Annotated in this window: 19 protein-coding genes; 17 read left to right on the forward strand and 2 right to left on the reverse strand. The window is 61.6% G+C overall.

Annotation, left to right across the window (positions count from 1 at the left end; genetic code table 11):
- The first annotated feature begins 1 nt into the window (after position 1).
- Both secF and G7016_RS02860 read left to right on the forward strand, forming a co-directional pair.
- Positions 2-913, forward strand: a complete 912-nt coding sequence (gene secF, locus G7016_RS02855) for a protein translocase subunit SecF (protein ID WP_181111336.1) — start codon at positions 2-4, stop codon at positions 911-913.
- Between the two features lie 117 nt (positions 914-1,030).
- Positions 1,031-1,591 carry a glycine zipper 2TM domain-containing protein gene (locus G7016_RS02860; protein WP_181111337.1) on the forward strand — a complete coding sequence of 187 codons (561 nt, stop codon included), beginning with the start codon at positions 1,031-1,033 and terminating at the stop codon, positions 1,589-1,591.
- Between the two features lie 108 nt (positions 1,592-1,699).
- Here the strand turns inward: G7016_RS02860 and G7016_RS02865 are convergent, their stop codons facing one another.
- Positions 1,700-2,179: an Lrp/AsnC family transcriptional regulator gene (locus G7016_RS02865; RefSeq protein WP_181111338.1), complete on the reverse strand. Its 480-nt coding sequence runs from the start codon at positions 2,177-2,179 to the stop codon at positions 1,700-1,702.
- A 135-nt stretch (positions 2,180-2,314) separates the two neighbouring features.
- Here G7016_RS02865 and G7016_RS02870 point away from each other — a divergent pair, with 135 nt between their 5' ends.
- Positions 2,315-2,935 (forward strand): LysE family translocator, encoded by a 621-nt coding sequence (locus tag G7016_RS02870; protein WP_181111339.1) that lies wholly within the window; start codon positions 2,315-2,317, stop codon positions 2,933-2,935.
- Positions 2,936-2,999: 64 nt separating this feature from the next.
- On the opposite strand, the gene suhB is transcribed toward G7016_RS02870, so the two are convergent.
- Complete coding sequence (gene suhB, locus G7016_RS02875; protein ID WP_181111340.1) at positions 3,000-3,815, reverse strand: type III secretion system regulator SuhB; 816 nt, start codon at positions 3,813-3,815, stop codon at positions 3,000-3,002.
- A gap of 145 nt (positions 3,816-3,960) precedes the next feature.
- Between suhB and trmJ the strand changes: the two genes are divergently transcribed.
- The 14 genes from trmJ (at position 3,961) to G7016_RS02945 (ending at position 14,699) form a co-directional block, all read left to right on the forward strand.
- The gene (gene trmJ, locus G7016_RS02880; protein ID WP_181111341.1) at positions 3,961-4,719 is read left to right on the forward strand and encodes a tRNA (cytosine(32)/uridine(32)-2'-O)-methyltransferase TrmJ; all 759 of its coding nucleotides are present in this window, start codon (positions 3,961-3,963) and stop codon (positions 4,717-4,719) included.
- Positions 4,720-5,487 carry a serine O-acetyltransferase gene (gene cysE / locus G7016_RS02885; RefSeq protein WP_181111342.1) on the forward strand — a complete coding sequence of 256 codons (768 nt, stop codon included), beginning with the start codon at positions 4,720-4,722 and terminating at the stop codon, positions 5,485-5,487.
- A gap of 174 nt (positions 5,488-5,661) precedes the next feature.
- Entirely contained in the window at positions 5,662-6,168 is a 507-nt protein-coding gene (iscR, locus tag G7016_RS02890; RefSeq protein WP_181111343.1) for a Fe-S cluster assembly transcriptional regulator IscR, read from the forward strand.
- A gap of 39 nt (positions 6,169-6,207) precedes the next feature.
- Positions 6,208-7,422 carry an IscS subfamily cysteine desulfurase gene (locus G7016_RS02895; protein ID WP_181111344.1) on the forward strand — a complete coding sequence of 405 codons (1,215 nt, stop codon included), beginning with the start codon at positions 6,208-6,210 and terminating at the stop codon, positions 7,420-7,422.
- Positions 7,423-7,475: 53 nt separating this feature from the next.
- Positions 7,476-7,862 carry a Fe-S cluster assembly scaffold IscU gene (gene iscU / locus G7016_RS02900; protein ID WP_002552476.1) on the forward strand — a complete coding sequence of 129 codons (387 nt, stop codon included), beginning with the start codon at positions 7,476-7,478 and terminating at the stop codon, positions 7,860-7,862.
- A 36-nt stretch (positions 7,863-7,898) separates the two neighbouring features.
- On the forward strand, positions 7,899-8,222 hold the full coding sequence (gene iscA / locus G7016_RS02905; RefSeq protein WP_181111345.1) for an iron-sulfur cluster assembly protein IscA: 324 nt from the start codon (positions 7,899-7,901) through the stop codon (positions 8,220-8,222).
- Positions 8,223-8,230: 8 nt separating this feature from the next.
- Positions 8,231-8,752: a co-chaperone HscB gene (hscB, locus tag G7016_RS02910; protein ID WP_181111346.1), complete on the forward strand. Its 522-nt coding sequence runs from the start codon at positions 8,231-8,233 to the stop codon at positions 8,750-8,752.
- 40 nt (positions 8,753-8,792) lie between these two features.
- Complete coding sequence (hscA, locus tag G7016_RS02915; RefSeq protein ID WP_181111347.1) at positions 8,793-10,655, forward strand: Fe-S protein assembly chaperone HscA; 1,863 nt, start codon at positions 8,793-8,795, stop codon at positions 10,653-10,655.
- Between the two features lie 3 nt (positions 10,656-10,658).
- Complete coding sequence (fdx, locus tag G7016_RS02920) at positions 10,659-11,000, forward strand: ISC system 2Fe-2S type ferredoxin (protein WP_181111348.1); 342 nt, start codon at positions 10,659-10,661, stop codon at positions 10,998-11,000.
- Positions 11,001-11,014: 14 nt separating this feature from the next.
- Positions 11,015-11,215, forward strand: a complete 201-nt coding sequence (gene iscX, locus G7016_RS02925; protein ID WP_181111349.1) for a Fe-S cluster assembly protein IscX — start codon at positions 11,015-11,017, stop codon at positions 11,213-11,215.
- Between the two features lie 87 nt (positions 11,216-11,302).
- Positions 11,303-11,728 carry a nucleoside-diphosphate kinase gene (gene ndk / locus G7016_RS02930; protein ID WP_181111350.1) on the forward strand — a complete coding sequence of 142 codons (426 nt, stop codon included), beginning with the start codon at positions 11,303-11,305 and terminating at the stop codon, positions 11,726-11,728.
- A gap of 28 nt (positions 11,729-11,756) precedes the next feature.
- Positions 11,757-12,905, forward strand: coding sequence for a 23S rRNA (adenine(2503)-C(2))-methyltransferase RlmN (rlmN, locus tag G7016_RS02935; RefSeq protein ID WP_181111351.1), 1,149 nt, complete (start codon positions 11,757-11,759; stop codon positions 12,903-12,905).
- Between the two features lie 22 nt (positions 12,906-12,927).
- On the forward strand, positions 12,928-13,686 hold the full coding sequence (gene pilW / locus G7016_RS02940; RefSeq protein WP_181111352.1) for a type IV pilus biogenesis/stability protein PilW: 759 nt from the start codon (positions 12,928-12,930) through the stop codon (positions 13,684-13,686).
- Entirely contained in the window at positions 13,686-14,699 is a 1,014-nt protein-coding gene (locus G7016_RS02945; RefSeq protein ID WP_181111353.1) for a RodZ domain-containing protein, read from the forward strand. Before pilW ends, G7016_RS02945 begins: the two co-directional genes overlap by 1 nt.
- Positions 14,700-14,702: the final 3 nt, after the last annotated feature.

A 14,702-nucleotide genomic window follows, 5' to 3' on the forward strand; every position in this document is an offset into this window, starting at 1 on the left:
CATGAAAAAGACCATCAACTTCATGGGCGTCCGCAATCTCGCGTTCGCCGTCACATTGTTCCTCACGGTACTGGCGCTGTTCAGCTGGTTCTATAAAGGGCTGAACTTTGGCCTGGACTTCACCGGGGGTACGCTCATCGAGCTGACCTACGAGAAGCCCGTCGAGCTGGGCGGCCTGCGCTCGGAGCTGGCTGGTGCCGGTTTCCACGAAGCGATCGTACAAAGCTTCGGCGCGGCCACCGACGTACTGGTGCGCATGCCAGGCGAAGACCCGAAACTGGGTACCGAAGTCGCCGATGCGCTGCGCAAGGTGAGCGGTGACAACCCGGCAACGGTCAAGCGCGTCGAGTTCGTGGGCCCGCAGGTGGGTGAAGAACTGCGCGACCAGGGCGGCCTGGGCATGCTGCTGGCGCTGGGCGGGGTGCTGATCTACCTGGCGTTCCGCTTCCAGTGGAAGTTTGCCGTGGGTGCGATCGTTTCCCTGATCCACGACGTGGTGGTCACCCTGGGCATCCTGTCGTTCTTCCAGATCACCTTCGACCTCACCGTGCTGGCGGCCGTACTGGCGATCATCGGTTACTCACTCAATGACACCATCGTGGTGTTCGACCGGGTGCGTGAGAACTTCCGCGTGATGCGCAAGGCTTCGTTGGTCGAAAACATCAACGTGTCTACCACCCAGACGCTGCTGCGGACCATCGCCACTTCAGTGTCGACCCTGCTGGCGATTGGCGCGCTGTTGCTGTTCGGTGGCGACAACCTGTTCGGCTTCTCGCTTGCGTTGTTCATCGGCGTAATGGCGGGTACGTACTCGTCCATCTACATCGCCAACGTGGTGCTGATCTGGCTGAACCTGAGCAGTGATGATCTTATTCCGCCGGCCACCAAGGAGGCCGTGGACGAGCGCCCATAACGCCCGCCCAATGGTAAGTCATTGAAAACCGGCGAAAGGTTGAACCTTCGCCGGTTTTTTTGCTCCAAGGCTGGGAGAAGTGCGAGGGCCCTGTCTTCCTCGCCGCAGGAGGTTTCCGTGAACAAGTCGTTGCTGGTTGGTGCAGTGTTGGGTGCTGTCGGCGTAACCGCCGGGGGTGCTGTCGCGACCTACAGCCTCGTTAGCAACAAGGCTCCCGAATACGCCCAGGTGTTGGCGGCGGAGCCTATCAACGAACAGATCAAAACCCCGCGTGAAGTGTGCAAGGATGTAACTGTGACGCGCCAGCGCCCGGTGCAGGATCAGCATCAGATCGTGGGCAGCGTATTGGGCGCAGTGGCTGGCGGCTTGTTGGGCCATCAGGTGGGTGGGGGCCATGGCAAGCAATTGGCGACCGTAGCGGGCGCTGTGGGCGGTGGCTATGCCGGGAACAAGGTGCAAGAGCACATGCAGTCCGGTGACACCTACACCACCACGCAAACCCGCTGCAACACCGTGAACGACGTGAGCGACAAGCTGGTGGGTTACAACGTGAAGTACCAGCTCAACGGTCAGGTCGGGCAGGTGCGCATGGACCACAACCCCGGCGCGCAAATCCCCGTCACCAAGGACGGCCAACTGGTGCTGACCCAGGCCCAGGCGGCTGGGGCGCAGCAGTAACCCGTATCGGTTCCTGGGCTTGGCTCGCGCGCGACCGTAAGTCGTTCGCGAGCTGTGGGAAGCGGCGGGGCCAGCCACCCGGCGCAGCTCCCGAATGGTCTCCCTGTGCTAGCCAACCCGCTTCACAGGAAACGCCGTGAACGGCTTGATCTCCTTCAATACGAACATGCTCTGCATCTCCTTGATGCCCGGCAGCCGTCGCACCACCGACATGGCAAAGTCCGCGAAGCTATCGAGGTCTGGCGCCACTACTTGCAATAAAAAGTCTGCGTCCCCGCCAATGCTGTAACACGCCACCACGTCCTCGAGCTGCAGCACTTCTTCCTCGAATTTCCTCGCCTCGGCTTCGCTGTGGCTATCGATATTGATTCGAATGAACACCATCACGCCCAAGCCAATGCGCCTGCGGTCGAGCACTGCACGGTAGCCCTGAATAAACTGATGTTCTTCCAGATGGCGAACGCGGCGCCAGCACGGTGAGGCAGACATGCTGAGCTTCTCGGCGAGGGTCTGATTCGTGATGCGGCCGTCTTGCTGCAACGCAGCGAGAATCCTCAGGTCCGTGGACGATAATGTAGGTGCGGTCATTCATTCCTCCTTGATGCAGGATTACGGTAAATCCTATCGATACTGTTAGGCCGAGAGGTCAAAGTAGGTCAGTTATTTCATCGCAAAGGTATAGCTTGTTCGCTATCCAATCCATGCGAAAAGGAAGCTGAATGTATGCCAGACGTTACCCAGGCCCTGACCTATTCCGCGGCGTTGGCCGTCGCGGCCGCCATTCCCGGGCCTGGAATGGCAGCCCTTGTGGCGCGGAGCGTGAGCGGGGGCGCGATCTCGGGTCTTTGCCTGCTGGGAGGTCTGATACTGGGGGACCTGGCCTATTTATCGCTCGCGGTGTTCGGGCTTGCCCTTGTCGCTGAACATTTCGCGGCGCTGTTTCAGCTTGTGCGGTGGGCCGCCGCGCTCTATCTCGGTTACCTGGCGTGGCGGTTCTGGACGGCGCGCCACGACGCGGTGGAAACGGGCAAGGTTGAGGATGCCCGCGCGCGGTGGGCGGTGGCGATATCCGGCCTTACCATCACGCTGGGGAATCCAAAGACCATCGCGTTCTACCTGGCCATTCTTCCTCTGGTCATTGACCTTCAGAGCGTAAGCCTTGGTGTGTGGGCGCTGATGCTGATGCCGCTTACCATCCTGGTGTTGCTCGCGGTGGGCGGGGGCTTCGTGTTCGCGGCCGTGCGTATACGGCACCTGCTCGGCAGTGCGCGAGCCCAGCGGCGGGTGTTCCGTGGCGCCGCAGTGATGATGGTGGTGGCGGCCGCGTCAATGCTGGTTCGCTGACATTCGTTGCCCATAAAAAAAGCATCCCGAAGGATGCTTTTTTTATTGCCGGTGACGCCAGGGATCAGCGCTTGATCGAGGGCGGCAAGTGCGGTTGGATGGCGGTGAGTACCGCTTTGAAGCACTTGGTGTTGCCCGCCACGATGTGGCCTTTTTCGAGGAATTCGTGACCGCCGGTGAAGTCGCTCACCAGGCCGCCCGCTTCCTGAATCAGCAGTGCGCCAGCAGCCATGTCCCATTCCGACAAGCCCGACTCCCAGAAGGCGTCGAAACGGCCGGCGGCTACATAGGCCAGATCGAGGCTGGCGGAACCGGCACGGCGGATGCCAGCGGTTTGCCCAACCAGGCTGCGGAACATACCCAGGTAGTTGTCCAGGTAGTCCATCTGGTTGTCGCGGAACGGGAAGCCGGTACCCAGCAGGGCGCCTTCCAGGCCGCGGCGGGCGCTGACGCGGATACGCCGACCATTCACAGCGGCGCCACGGCCGCGGCTGGCGGTGAATTCTTCCTGGCGGACCGGGTCCAGTACAACGGCATGCTCGAGGCGGCCGCGGTATTTGCAGGCGATGCTCACGGCAAAATGCGGAACGCCGCGCACGAAGTTGGTAGTGCCGTCGAGCGGGTCGATGATCCAGAGGTAATCCTCGCCCTCGCCGCTACCGGCATGCAGGCCGCTTTCCTCGCCCAGGATCCCGTGGTTCGGGTAAGCCTTGCGCAGCGCGGTGATGATCGCCTGCTCGGCGGCGCGGTCGACTTCGCTGACGTAATCCTTGGCATCCTTTTCATCGACCTTGATGCTATCCAGCCGCTCGATGGAGCGGAAGATCAGTTCACTGGCGCTGCGGGCGGCGCGCAGCGCGATATTCAGCATGGGCTGCATGGATGTTCTTTCACCTGGTCATTAAAAAGAGCCGCGCATTCTAACAGAAAAGCTGCCGCCAAGAAGTGGGCCTTGGGCCTTCATAGCGTTGCTTTCGTCGCTTCTGTAGAATTTGCCCCCTTTTCTACTACGGGGAGCGCTCAAGGTGCTGCAGAACATCCGCATCGTTTTGGTGAACACCAGCCATCCCGGCAACATCGGCGGCGCCGCCCGCGCCATGAAAAACATGGGCCTGTCGCGTCTGGTGCTGGTGGACCCACACGTCTTCCCTTCACCCGAGGCCAGTGCCCGCGCGTCAGGGGCCGACGATATACTCGCCAATGCCCAAGTGGTACCCACGCTTGAAGAAGCGCTGGTGGGCTGTAGCCTGGTGATGGGTACCAGCGCCCGCGACCGCAGCCTGCCCTGGCCGTTGGTCGACCCGCGCGCTTGCGCCAGCAAGGCCGTGGAGGATGCCCGCGCAGGTGGAGAGGTGGCGCTGGTATTCGGCCGCGAGCACGCCGGCCTTACCAATGAAGAGCTGCAGCGTTGCCATTTCCATGTGCACATTCCCTCAGCGCCGGAGTTCAGCTCGCTCAACCTGGCGGCTGCCGTGCAAGTAATGGCCTATGAAGTTCGGCTGGCCTTCCTCGCACTGGCACAGGTTGCGCCAGCCGCGCCGGCCGAGGCCCCGGTAGAGCTCGCCACCGCCGAGGAGCTGGAAGGGTTTTATGGGCACATGGAAGCCACGCTGGTGGACATCGGCTTCCTGGACCCGGAAAAGCCCCGCCACCTCATGGCCCGCCTGCGCCGCCTGTACAGCCGCTGCCGCCTGGAGCGCACGGAAGTGAGTATTCTGCGCGGTATTCTCACCGAAACCCGCAAAACGGCCCGGGGCGAACCCCACAAGCGGAAGGACCATTGAATGTTCGAGCGCATGCGAGAAGACATCCAGAGCGTGTTTCACCGCGACCCAGCGGCGCGTAACACGTTCGAGGTGCTTACCTGCTATCCCGGGCTGCACGCCGTATGGTTGCATCGGGTGGCCCATCGCCTCTGGCAGGCGGGTTGGAAATGGCTTGCGCGGTGCGTTTCAAACTTCAATCGCTGGCTCACTGGGGTGGAGATCCACCCAGGTGCGCGGATCGGCCGGCGCTTCTTCATTGACCACGGCATGGGCATCGTTATTGGCGAAACGGCCGAGATCGGTAACGACGTCACGCTCTATCAGGGTGTGACCCTCGGCGGCACCACCTGGAATGCAGGCAAGCGGCACCCCACCCTGGAAGATGGCGTGGTGGTGGGTGGGGGCGCCAAGGTGCTGGGCCCGTTTACCGTCGGCGCCGGCGCCAAGATCGGCTCCAACGCGGTGGTCACCAAGCCGGTTCCTGCGGGCGCCACGGCGGTCGGCATTCCGGCGCGTATTATCGTGAAGCGTGACGAAGGCCAGGAAACCCGGCGCAAGGCCATGGCGGACAAGATCGGTTTCGATGCGTATGGCGTCACCGAAGACATGCCGGATCCCATCGCCAAGGCCATTGGCCAGCTGCTTGACCATTTGCACGCCGTGGATGGTCGGCTGGAGGGTATGTGCGGTGCGCTAACCCGGCTGGGGAGTGATTACGCTGCCAAGGACCTTCCCGAGTTGCGCGAAGCGGATTTCGCCTGTGTGAAGGAGCAGGCGCAGTCCTGAGCAGGGCGGCAGCCTGCGCAAGCCAAGCGGCGCTACAAGGATTGTGTGCTATCATCCGTCGCCGCTTCCCGCCTAATCCCGAGTAATTCAGTAGGTCTTATAGTTGACTTAAATACTCGGGAATCGCATACTTGCCCCATCGCGTCCCTTTCCGCAAACCGTGGTAACAGAACCGTGCGACTGACAACCAAAGGCCGATACGCCGTGACCGCCATGCTTGACCTGGCGTTGCACGCACAGCGTGGGCCCGTGTCGCTGGCCGATATATCCGAGCGCCAGGGCATTTCCCTTTCGTACCTCGAACAGCTGTTCGCCAAGCTTCGGCGTGGCAACCTGGTGTCGAGCGTGCGCGGCCCTGGTGGCGGCTATCAGCTGTCCCGGGACATGCAAGGGATTCAAGTCGCTCAGGTGATCGATGCGGTGAACGAATCGGTCGATGCCACTCGGTGCCAAGGCCTGGGTGACTGCCATGCCGGCGATACCTGCCTCACGCACCACCTCTGGTGTGACCTCAGCCAGCAGATCCACGAGTTTTTGAGTGGTATCAGCCTGGCAGATCTGGTTACCCGCCGTGAGGTGCAGGAAGTCGCCCAGCGCCAGGATCAGCGCCGCTGTGCTGGCCAGGCCGCGATTCCGGACATGCCCGTTCTCGAAAAGATAGAAACATCTGCCGTCGACTGACCGCCGTAGAGCGGAGCGCGCCTGATTAGGAGATTCCCGATGAAATTGCCGATTTACCTGGACTATTCCGCGACCACCCCTGTTGATCCACGGGTTGCCGAGAAAATGATCGACTGCCTCACCATGGAGACGAACTTCGGTAACCCCGCGTCGCGCTCCCACGTGTTCGGCTGGAAGGCCGAAGAAGCTGTCGAGAACGCTCGCCGTCAGGTCGCCGATCTGGTCAATGCCGATCCGCGCGAAATCGTGTGGACATCCGGGGCTACCGAGTCCGACAACCTGGCCATCAAGGGCGTCGCGCACTTCTATGCCAGCAAGGGCAAGCACATCATTACCAGCAAGATCGAGCACAAGGCGGTTCTGGATACCACTCGCCAACTCGAGCGCGAAGGTTTCGAAGTGACCTACCTGGACCCGACCGAAGACGGCCTGATCACCCCGGCCATGGTCGAGGGCGCGCTGCGTGACGACACCATCCTGGTTTCGATCATGCATGTGAACAACGAAGTCGGCACTATCAATGACATCGCCGCCATCGGCGAACTGACCCGTGCCCGTGGCGTGCTGTTCCACGTAGACGCCGCTCAGTCCACCGGCAAGGTAGATATCGACCTGCAGGCGCTCAAAGTCGACTTGATGTCCTTCTCGGCCCACAAAACCTATGGGCCCAAAGGCATCGGTGCGCTCTATGTAAGCCGCAAGCCGCGTGTGCGCCTCGAAGCGCAGATGCATGGCGGTGGCCACGAACGCGGTATGCGTTCCGGTACCCTCGCTACCCACCAGATCGTGGGCATGGGCGAAGCCTTCCGCATCGCCAAGGCAGACATGGCCAAGGACCGCGCTCACGTACAAGCACTGAGCGATCGCTTCTTCAAGCAGGTCGAACATCTCGAAGAGCTGTACGTGAACGGCAGCCAGGTTGCGCGGGTGCCCCACAACCTGAACCTGAGCTTCAACTACGTCGAGGGCGAGTCGCTGATCATGGCGCTCAAGGACCTCGCGGTGTCGTCCGGTTCGGCCTGTACGTCCGCCTCGCTGGAGCCGTCCTACGTGCTTCGCGCGCTGGGCCGCAATGACGAACTGGCACATAGCTCCATTCGCTTCACCTTCGGGCGCTTCACTACCGAAGAAGACGTCGACTACGCCGCCGCCAAAGTGTGCGAGGCCGTGACCAAGCTGCGCGCATTGTCGCCGCTGTGGGACATGTACAAGGACGGCGTCGATATTTCGAAGATCGAGTGGGCTGCGCACTGACAATCAAAGCCGCCACCCAGAGCGGCTTCATGAATTGATGAGGAGTACCTAGCATGGCTTACAGTGAAAAGGTCATCGACCACTACGAGAACCCGCGTAACGTCGGCAAGATGAACGCCGAAGATCCGGACGTTGGTACCGGAATGGTCGGCGCGCCAGCTTGCGGCGACGTAATGCGCTTGCAGATCAAGGTCAACGAACAGGGCGTGATCGAAGACGCCAAGTTCAAGACCTACGGCTGCGGCTCCGCCATTGCTTCCAGTTCGCTCGCTACCGAGTGGATGAAAGGCAAGACCCTCGACGAGGCGGAAACCATCAAGAATACCCAGCTGGCCGAAGAACTGGCGTTGCCGCCAGTGAAGATTCACTGCTCGGTACTCGCTGAAGACGCCATCAAGGCTGCCGTTCGCGACTACAAGCAGAAGAAAGGCCTGCTTTAATCGCTTCAAACGTATGCTTGCACGCTAGGAGTTATGATGGCCATCAGCATGACAGAAGCCGCCGCCAACCACGTTCGCCGCTCCCTGGATGGGCGCGGGAAAGGGGAGGGCATTCGCCTGGGCGTCCGTACCACCGGATGCTCGGGCCTGGCGTATGTACTCGAGTTCGTTGACGAAACCGCCGACGAGGACGAGATCTTCGAAAGCCACGGTGTAAAGGTGATCATTGATCCCAAGAGCCTGGTTTACCTGGACGGCACCGAGCTGGACTTCGTGCGCGAAGGGCTGAACGAAGGCTTCAAGTTCAATAACCCCAACGTGCGCGGCGAATGTGGCTGCGGCGAAAGCTTCAACGTTTGAGGACGCTTGTGGGTACTCCCTGTCACTTTGCCTTGTTCGATCTCAAGCCGGCGTTTCGCCTGGACCTCGATCAGTTGGCTGCTCGCTATCGCGAGCTGGCGCGCGCGGTGCATCCCGACCGCTTCGCCGATGCGCCCGCGGTCGAGCAGCGCCAGGCGCTGGAGAAATCCGCCGCCCTGAACGACGCCTACCAGACGCTCAAGAGCGCGCCCCGGCGTGCCCGGTATCTGCTGGCGGTGAGTGGCCACGAAGTGCCTCAGGAAGTGACAGTCCACGACCCGGATTTCCTGCTGCAGCAGATGCAATGGCGCGAAGAGCTCGAAGACCTGCAGGATGCAGCCGACCTCGATGGCGTGGCTCGTTTCAAGCAACGGCTCAAGGCCGCGCAGGTCACCCTCGACGATGACTTTGCCGCTTGCTGGGACCAGCCCGCGGAGCGCGAACAGGCCGAGCGCCTAATGCGCCGCATGCAGTTTCTCGACAAGCTTTCCCAGGAAGTGCGCCAGTTGGAAGAGCGCCTCGACGATTAACCCTGTGCCGCTTCGGTCGCACGCCTGAAAACAGACAAGCATGGCTCTACTTCAGATCGCCGAACCCGGCCTGAGCCCTCAACCGCATCAGCGTCGGCTGGCGGTGGGGATCGACCTGGGCACCACCAATTCTCTGGTTGCCGCCTTGCGCAGCGGCCTGTCCGAAACCCTGCCCGATGCGCAGGGTGAAGTCATTCTGCCTTCCGCCGTGCGTTATCACGCTGACCGCGTAGAGGTTGGCATGGCGGCGCGACAAGCGGCGGCCATAGACCCGTACAACACGATCGTGTCGGTAAAACGGCTGATGGGGCGCGGCATCGCCGATGTCCATCATTTGGGCGAGCAACTGCCGTACCGCTTTGCCGAGGGCGAGTCGCACATGCCGTTCATTGAAACGGTACAAGGGCGCAAAAGCCCGGTGGAAGTGTCGGCGGAGATACTCCGCGCCTTGCGCCTGCGGGCCGAAGCCAGTTTGGGCGGCGATCTGGTGGGCGCGGTGATCACCGTGCCTGCCTACTTCGACGACGCTCAGCGCCAGGCGACCAAGGATGCTGCCCGGCTTGCCGGGCTGAATGTGCTGCGCCTGCTCAACGAACCGACCGCAGCCGCAGTCGCCTATGGCCTGGACCAGCAGGCCGAAGGCCTGGTTGCTATCTATGACCTGGGCGGCGGTACCTTCGATATTTCCATCCTGCGCTTATCGCGAGGCGTGTTCGAAGTGCTGGCCACCGGCGGCGACAGCGCGCTGGGCGGCGATGATTTCGATCATGCAATCGCCACCTGGGTGCTCGAGCAGGCTGGGTTGTCATCAGACCTGGCACCAGCGGCGCAGCGCGAGTTGCTTCAAGTGGCCTGCGCGGCGAAAGAAGCGCTGAGTGCCACCGAAGCCGTGCCAGTGGCTTATGGTGGCTGGGCCGGTGAGCTGACCCGCGAAGGTTTCGAGGCATTGATCGAGCCATTGCTGGCCCGTAGCCTCAAGGCCTGTCGCCGGGCGGTTCGCGATTCCGGCGTAGAGCTGGAAGAAATCGGCGCGGTGGTGATGGTAGGTGGCTCTACTCGCGTGCCTCGTGTGCGCCAGGCCGTAGGCCAACTGTTCGGCCGCGAACCCCTCACTACGATCGACCCCGACCAGGTCGTTGCCATTGGCGCGGCCATCCAGGCCGATACGCTGGCGGGCAATCAGCGCGACGGCGAAGCCTTGTTGCTGCTCGACGTGATTCCACTGTCCCTGGGGCTCGAAACCATGGGCGGGCTGATGGAAAAGGTCATTCCTCGTAACACCACCATTCCGGTCGCCCGTGCCCAGGAATTCACCACCTACAAGGACGGCCAGTCGGCCATGGTGATCCATGTGCTGCAGGGCGAACGCGAACTGGTGAGCGATTGCCGTTCCCTCGCGCGCTTCGAGCTGCGTGGTATCCCTCCGATGGTCGCCGGCGCGGCGAAGATTCGCGTGACCTTCCAGGTGGATGCCGACGGCCTGCTCAGTGTGTCTGCGCGGGAGCTGGCGTCTGGCGTGGAGTCGAGTATCCAGGTCAAGCCGTCCTACGGCCTTACCGATGGTGAAATTGCTCGCATGCTCAAGGACTCCTTCGAATACGCAGGCCATGACAAGCAGGCCCGCCAGCTGCGCGAGCATCAGGTAGACGCCGAGCGCTTGCTCGAAGCGGTCCAGGGCGCGCTGGAAGCGGATGGCGAGCGCTTGCTCGACGCCGAGGAGCGCCTGGCGATCGAATACCAGATGCAGGAACTCCGGGACTTGATGACCGGCACTGATGGCGCTGCCATTGAACAACAAACGCGCCGTTTGTCGCAGGTAACCGATGCATTTGCCGCCCGTCGCCTTGATTCGACGGTAAAAGCCGCACTGGCCGGGCGCAACCTGAACGAGATTGAGGAGTAAGCAATGCCCAGGGTTGAATTCCTGCCGCATGACAAATTTTGCCCCAACGGGCTGGTAGTGGAAGTACCGTCCGGGACCAATATCCTGGAGCTGGCCCACGAGCACCACATCGAGATGGAAAGCGCCTGCGGCGGCGTGTGCGCCTGCACCACTTGCCATTGCGTTGTGCGCAAGGGCTTCAATTCGTTGGCCGAGGCCGACGAGATGGAAGAAGACATGCTCGACAAGGCCTGGGGCCTGGAAGCGCAGTCTCGCCTGGCGTGCCAGGTCACGGTGGGCAGTGAAGACCTGACCATCGAGATTCCCAAGTACTCGCTTAACCATGCAGCCGAAGCGCCGCACTGATCGGGAAGCCAATCATGAGTCTCAAATGGGTGGACGTGCAGGAGATCGCCATTCAGTTGTCGGAAGTACATTCCGACGTCGATCCTCGTACCATCAGCTTCCCGCGGCTGCGCAAGTTGGCGATGGAGCTGCCGGATTTCGACGACCACCCCGACCGCTGCGGCGAGAAGGTGCTCGAGGCGATCCAGGCGCACTGGATCGAAGAAGCGGATTGAAATGTTCCGCCGTTAGGAAATACCTCCAAACCCGCGTATAATTCGCGGGTTTAATTTTTGCTTAACTCACTGTTTCTGGAGTGTCACATGGCTGTTCAACGCACCTTCTCCATCATCAAGCCCGACGCCGTTGCCAAGAACGTCATCGGCAAGATCACCACTCGCTTCGAAGACGCCGGCCTGCGCGTTGTCGCTTCCAAACTCAAGCAACTGTCCAAGGCCGAGGCCGAAGGCTTCTATGCCGAGCACAAGGAGCGTGGTTTCTTCGGTGATCTGGTTGCCTTCATGACTTCCGGCCCGGTTGTGGTTCAGGTTCTGGAAGGTGAAAACGCCATCGCCCGCAACCGCGAGCTGATGGGCGCTACCGATCCGAAGAAAGCAGACGCTGGCACCATCCGCGCTGACTTCGCCGACTCCATCGACGCCAACGCTGTCCACGGTTCGGATTCCGAAGCCGCTGCTGCTCGCGAAATCGCTTACTTCTTCGCTGCTACCGAGGTAACCACTCGCTAAGCGAACGCTTACGAGTGAGGGTGAATCCATGACTTTATCTACTGACAAAATCAACTTGTTGGGCCTTACCCGCCAGGAAATGGAAAAGTTCTTCGACACGCTCGGGGAAAAACGCTTCCGCGCCGGTCAGGCGATGAAATGGATTCACCACTTTGGCGTCGATGATTTCGACGCCATGACCGACTTCGGCAAGGCCTTGCGCGCCAAGCTCAAGGCCTGCGCCGAAATTCGCGGGCCCGAAGTGGTCAGCGAAGACATCTCCGCCGACGGTACCCGCAAGTGGGTAGTGCGCGTGGCCTCGGGCAGCTGCGTCGAGACCGTGTACATTCCCCAAGGCAAGCGCGGCACTCTGTGCGTGTCTTCCCAGGCGGGCTGTGCCCTGGATTGCAGCTTCTGCTCCACGGGCAAGCAAGGCTTCAACAGCAACCTCACCGCCGCCGAAGTGATCGGCCAGGTGTGGATTGCCAACAAATCCTTCGGCAGCATTCCGGCAACCGTCGACCGTGCCATCACCAACGTGGTGATGATGGGCATGGGCGAGCCGCTGCTGAACTTCGACAACGTCGTCTCCGCCATGCACCTGATGATGGATGACCTGGGTTACGGCATTTCCAAGCGCCGCGTTACCCTGTCTACCTCCGGCGTGGTGCCGATGATCGACGAACTCGCCAAACACATCGATGTGTCGCTGGCCCTGTCGCTGCATGCGCCCAATGACGCGCTGCGCAACGAGCTGGTGCCCATCAACAAGAAGTACCCCCTTGCGGTAGTACTCGATTCCTGCAAGCGCTACATGGCCGCCCTGGGCGAGAAGCGCGTGCTCACCATCGAATACACCCTGCTCAAGGATGTGAACGACCGTCCCGAGCATGCCGAGGAAATGATCGAGCTGTTGCGCAACGTGCCTTGCAAGGTCAACCTCATACCGTTCAACCCGTTCCCGCATTCGGGCTACGAGCGCCCCAGCAACAATGCTATCCGTCGCTTCCAGGATGCCCTGCACCACGCAGGCTTCAATGTGACGGTGCGCACCACGCGGGGTGAAGACATCGATGCGGCCTGTGGCCAGCTGGTTGGGCAGGTCATGGACCGCACCCGTCGCAGCGAACGTTACATTGCGGTGCGTCAGCTGGAAGCCGACGCCGAAGCGCTGTCTCATAATGGCAGCCGTCCCTGAGCGGAACCCAGAGAGGAACTCAATGACCCAGCGCACCGCGCTCCTGCTTTTGTTGACCTTTGTGCTCACTGGCTGCGTTACCACCGGCAAGGTGAACCCGATGGACACCCGGCATGGCCGTGAGCAGGCGCGTGATGCCTACATTCAGCTGGGCCTGGGCTATCTCCAGCAAGGCGATGCCGAGCGCGCGAAAGTCCCATTGAAAAAGGCACTGGACCTCGACAGCTCCAGCGCGGATGCCAATGCGGCCCTGGCTTTGGTGTTCCAGACCGAAGGCGAAACCGAGCTCTCCGAGCAGCATTTCCGCAAGGCGTTGTCCTCGCGGCCAGGCGATGCGCGTATCCTGAACAACTACGGCGGCTTCCTTTACGAGCGCAAGCGCTACAAGGATGCCTACGATAAATTCCAGGAGGCCGCTGCCGACAGCCTTTACCCGGAGCGCTCCAGGGTATTTGAGAACCTTGGGATGACCGCGTTGATGCTGGGCAACAAGGATGAAGCAAAGCAGCTGCTGGACAAGGCGCTGCGCCTGAATCGCCAGCAGCCCCGGGCACTGCTTGAAATGGCCGAGCTGTCATACGAAGCGCAGCAATATGTCCCGGCGCGCGATTACTATGAGCGCTTCAGCCAGCTGAGCGAGCAGAATGCCCGTAGCCTGCTGCTAGGTACGCGCCTGGCGAAGCTGTTCGATGACAAGAACCGGGCCGCCAGTTATGGCCTGCAACTGAAAAGACTCTATCCCGGCACGCCGGAATATCAGCAATACCTGTCGGAGCAATGATGAAAGCGGCGCATCCCGAAGTTGTAGCAGCGGCTCGCACGAATCCCGGCGAAACCCTGCGCCAGGCCCGCGAAAGCAGAAGCTGGTCGTTGCAGGAAGTCGCGGCGCGGCTGAACCTGACCACCACCTCCCTGGCCAATCTGGAGTCCGGTGCCTTCGAACGGCTACCCGGCCATACTTTCGCGCGTGGCTACATTCGGGCCTACGCCAAACTATTAGGCATGGACCAGACCCCGCTGGTTGAAGCATTCGACCATTTCACGGGTACCAACGCTCAGGGTTCGGCCGTGCATGGCCTGGGCCGTATCGAGGAACCGGTGCGGTTGTCCCACAACATCCTTCGCATTGTCAGCCTGTTGCTGCTGGTGCTGGTCATCGGCGGCGGTTTCCTTTGGTGGCAGGACCAGAACGCCTCGCGCGGCCGTGATCAGGCGGGTACCGCCATGGAGCACGTCGAAGTCGAAAGCGCTGACGGCACCACCCAGATCCACCCGATCGACGAGCCGGAAGATCAGGCGTTGGTCGATAGCCAGGCCGCGCCTACGCCAGGTGCCGATACCGCCGCGTCAGGTTCCCCACAGGGGTCGGCTGCGGCCACTGCCCCAAGCGAACCCGCGGTTACAGCACCTTCAACGACCGTGACCACGCCAGCCGCTCCCACCGCGCCGGCTGCTACAGCACCGCATACGCCAGCGCCAGCCGCTACGCCCGCCGCGCCGGCCATTGCGCAGCCGGCAGTGCCTGCCAGCGAGGCTGCGGCGGCGGTTGCCGGAGCAGGCCAGGTGCAGATCCAGTTCGTCGCCGACTGCTGGACCCAGGTCACGGACGCTACAGGCAAGGTGCTGGTCAGCGCACTCAAGCGCAAAGGTGACAGCCTGGACGTCAGCGGCAAGCCACCCTTTCAAGTACGCCTGGGCTTCGCCCGTGGCGCGCAGGTCACGTATAACGGCGCGGCCGTCAATGTGGCACCGTTCACCTCGGGCGAGACCGCTCGCCTGAAACTGGGGCAATAACTG

Origin of the sequence: Pseudomonas japonica, from assembly GCF_013522925.1 — a bacterium.
In the GTDB taxonomy this organism is placed as follows: domain Bacteria; phylum Pseudomonadota; class Gammaproteobacteria; order Pseudomonadales; family Pseudomonadaceae; genus Aquipseudomonas; species Aquipseudomonas japonica_A.

Coding starts and splice junctions, on each gene's coding strand:
- fdx (WP_181111348.1), top strand. CDS start 10,659: ATGCCCAGGGTTGAATTCCTGCCGCATGACAAATTTTGCCCCAACGGG.
- rlmN (WP_181111351.1), top strand. CDS start 11,757: ATGACTTTATCTACTGACAAAATCAACTTGTTGGGCCTTACCCGCCAG.
- secF (WP_181111336.1), top strand. CDS start 2: ATGAAAAAGACCATCAACTTCATGGGCGTCCGCAATCTCGCGTTCGCC.
- pilW (WP_181111352.1), top strand. CDS start 12,928: ATGACCCAGCGCACCGCGCTCCTGCTTTTGTTGACCTTTGTGCTCACT.
- iscA (WP_181111345.1), top strand. CDS start 7,899: ATGGCCATCAGCATGACAGAAGCCGCCGCCAACCACGTTCGCCGCTCC.
- ndk (WP_181111350.1), top strand. CDS start 11,303: ATGGCTGTTCAACGCACCTTCTCCATCATCAAGCCCGACGCCGTTGCC.
- hscA (WP_181111347.1), top strand. CDS start 8,793: ATGGCTCTACTTCAGATCGCCGAACCCGGCCTGAGCCCTCAACCGCAT.
- G7016_RS02870 (WP_181111339.1), top strand. CDS start 2,315: ATGCCAGACGTTACCCAGGCCCTGACCTATTCCGCGGCGTTGGCCGTC.
- G7016_RS02865 (WP_181111338.1), bottom strand. CDS start 2,179: ATGACCGCACCTACATTATCGTCCACGGACCTGAGGATTCTCGCTGCG.
- G7016_RS02895 (WP_181111344.1), top strand. CDS start 6,208: ATGAAATTGCCGATTTACCTGGACTATTCCGCGACCACCCCTGTTGAT.
- iscU (WP_002552476.1), top strand. CDS start 7,476: ATGGCTTACAGTGAAAAGGTCATCGACCACTACGAGAACCCGCGTAAC.
- iscX (WP_181111349.1), top strand. CDS start 11,015: ATGAGTCTCAAATGGGTGGACGTGCAGGAGATCGCCATTCAGTTGTCG.
- suhB (WP_181111340.1), bottom strand. CDS start 3,815: ATGCAGCCCATGCTGAATATCGCGCTGCGCGCCGCCCGCAGCGCCAGT.
- cysE (WP_181111342.1), top strand. CDS start 4,720: ATGTTCGAGCGCATGCGAGAAGACATCCAGAGCGTGTTTCACCGCGAC.
- G7016_RS02945 (WP_181111353.1), top strand. CDS start 13,686: ATGAAAGCGGCGCATCCCGAAGTTGTAGCAGCGGCTCGCACGAATCCC.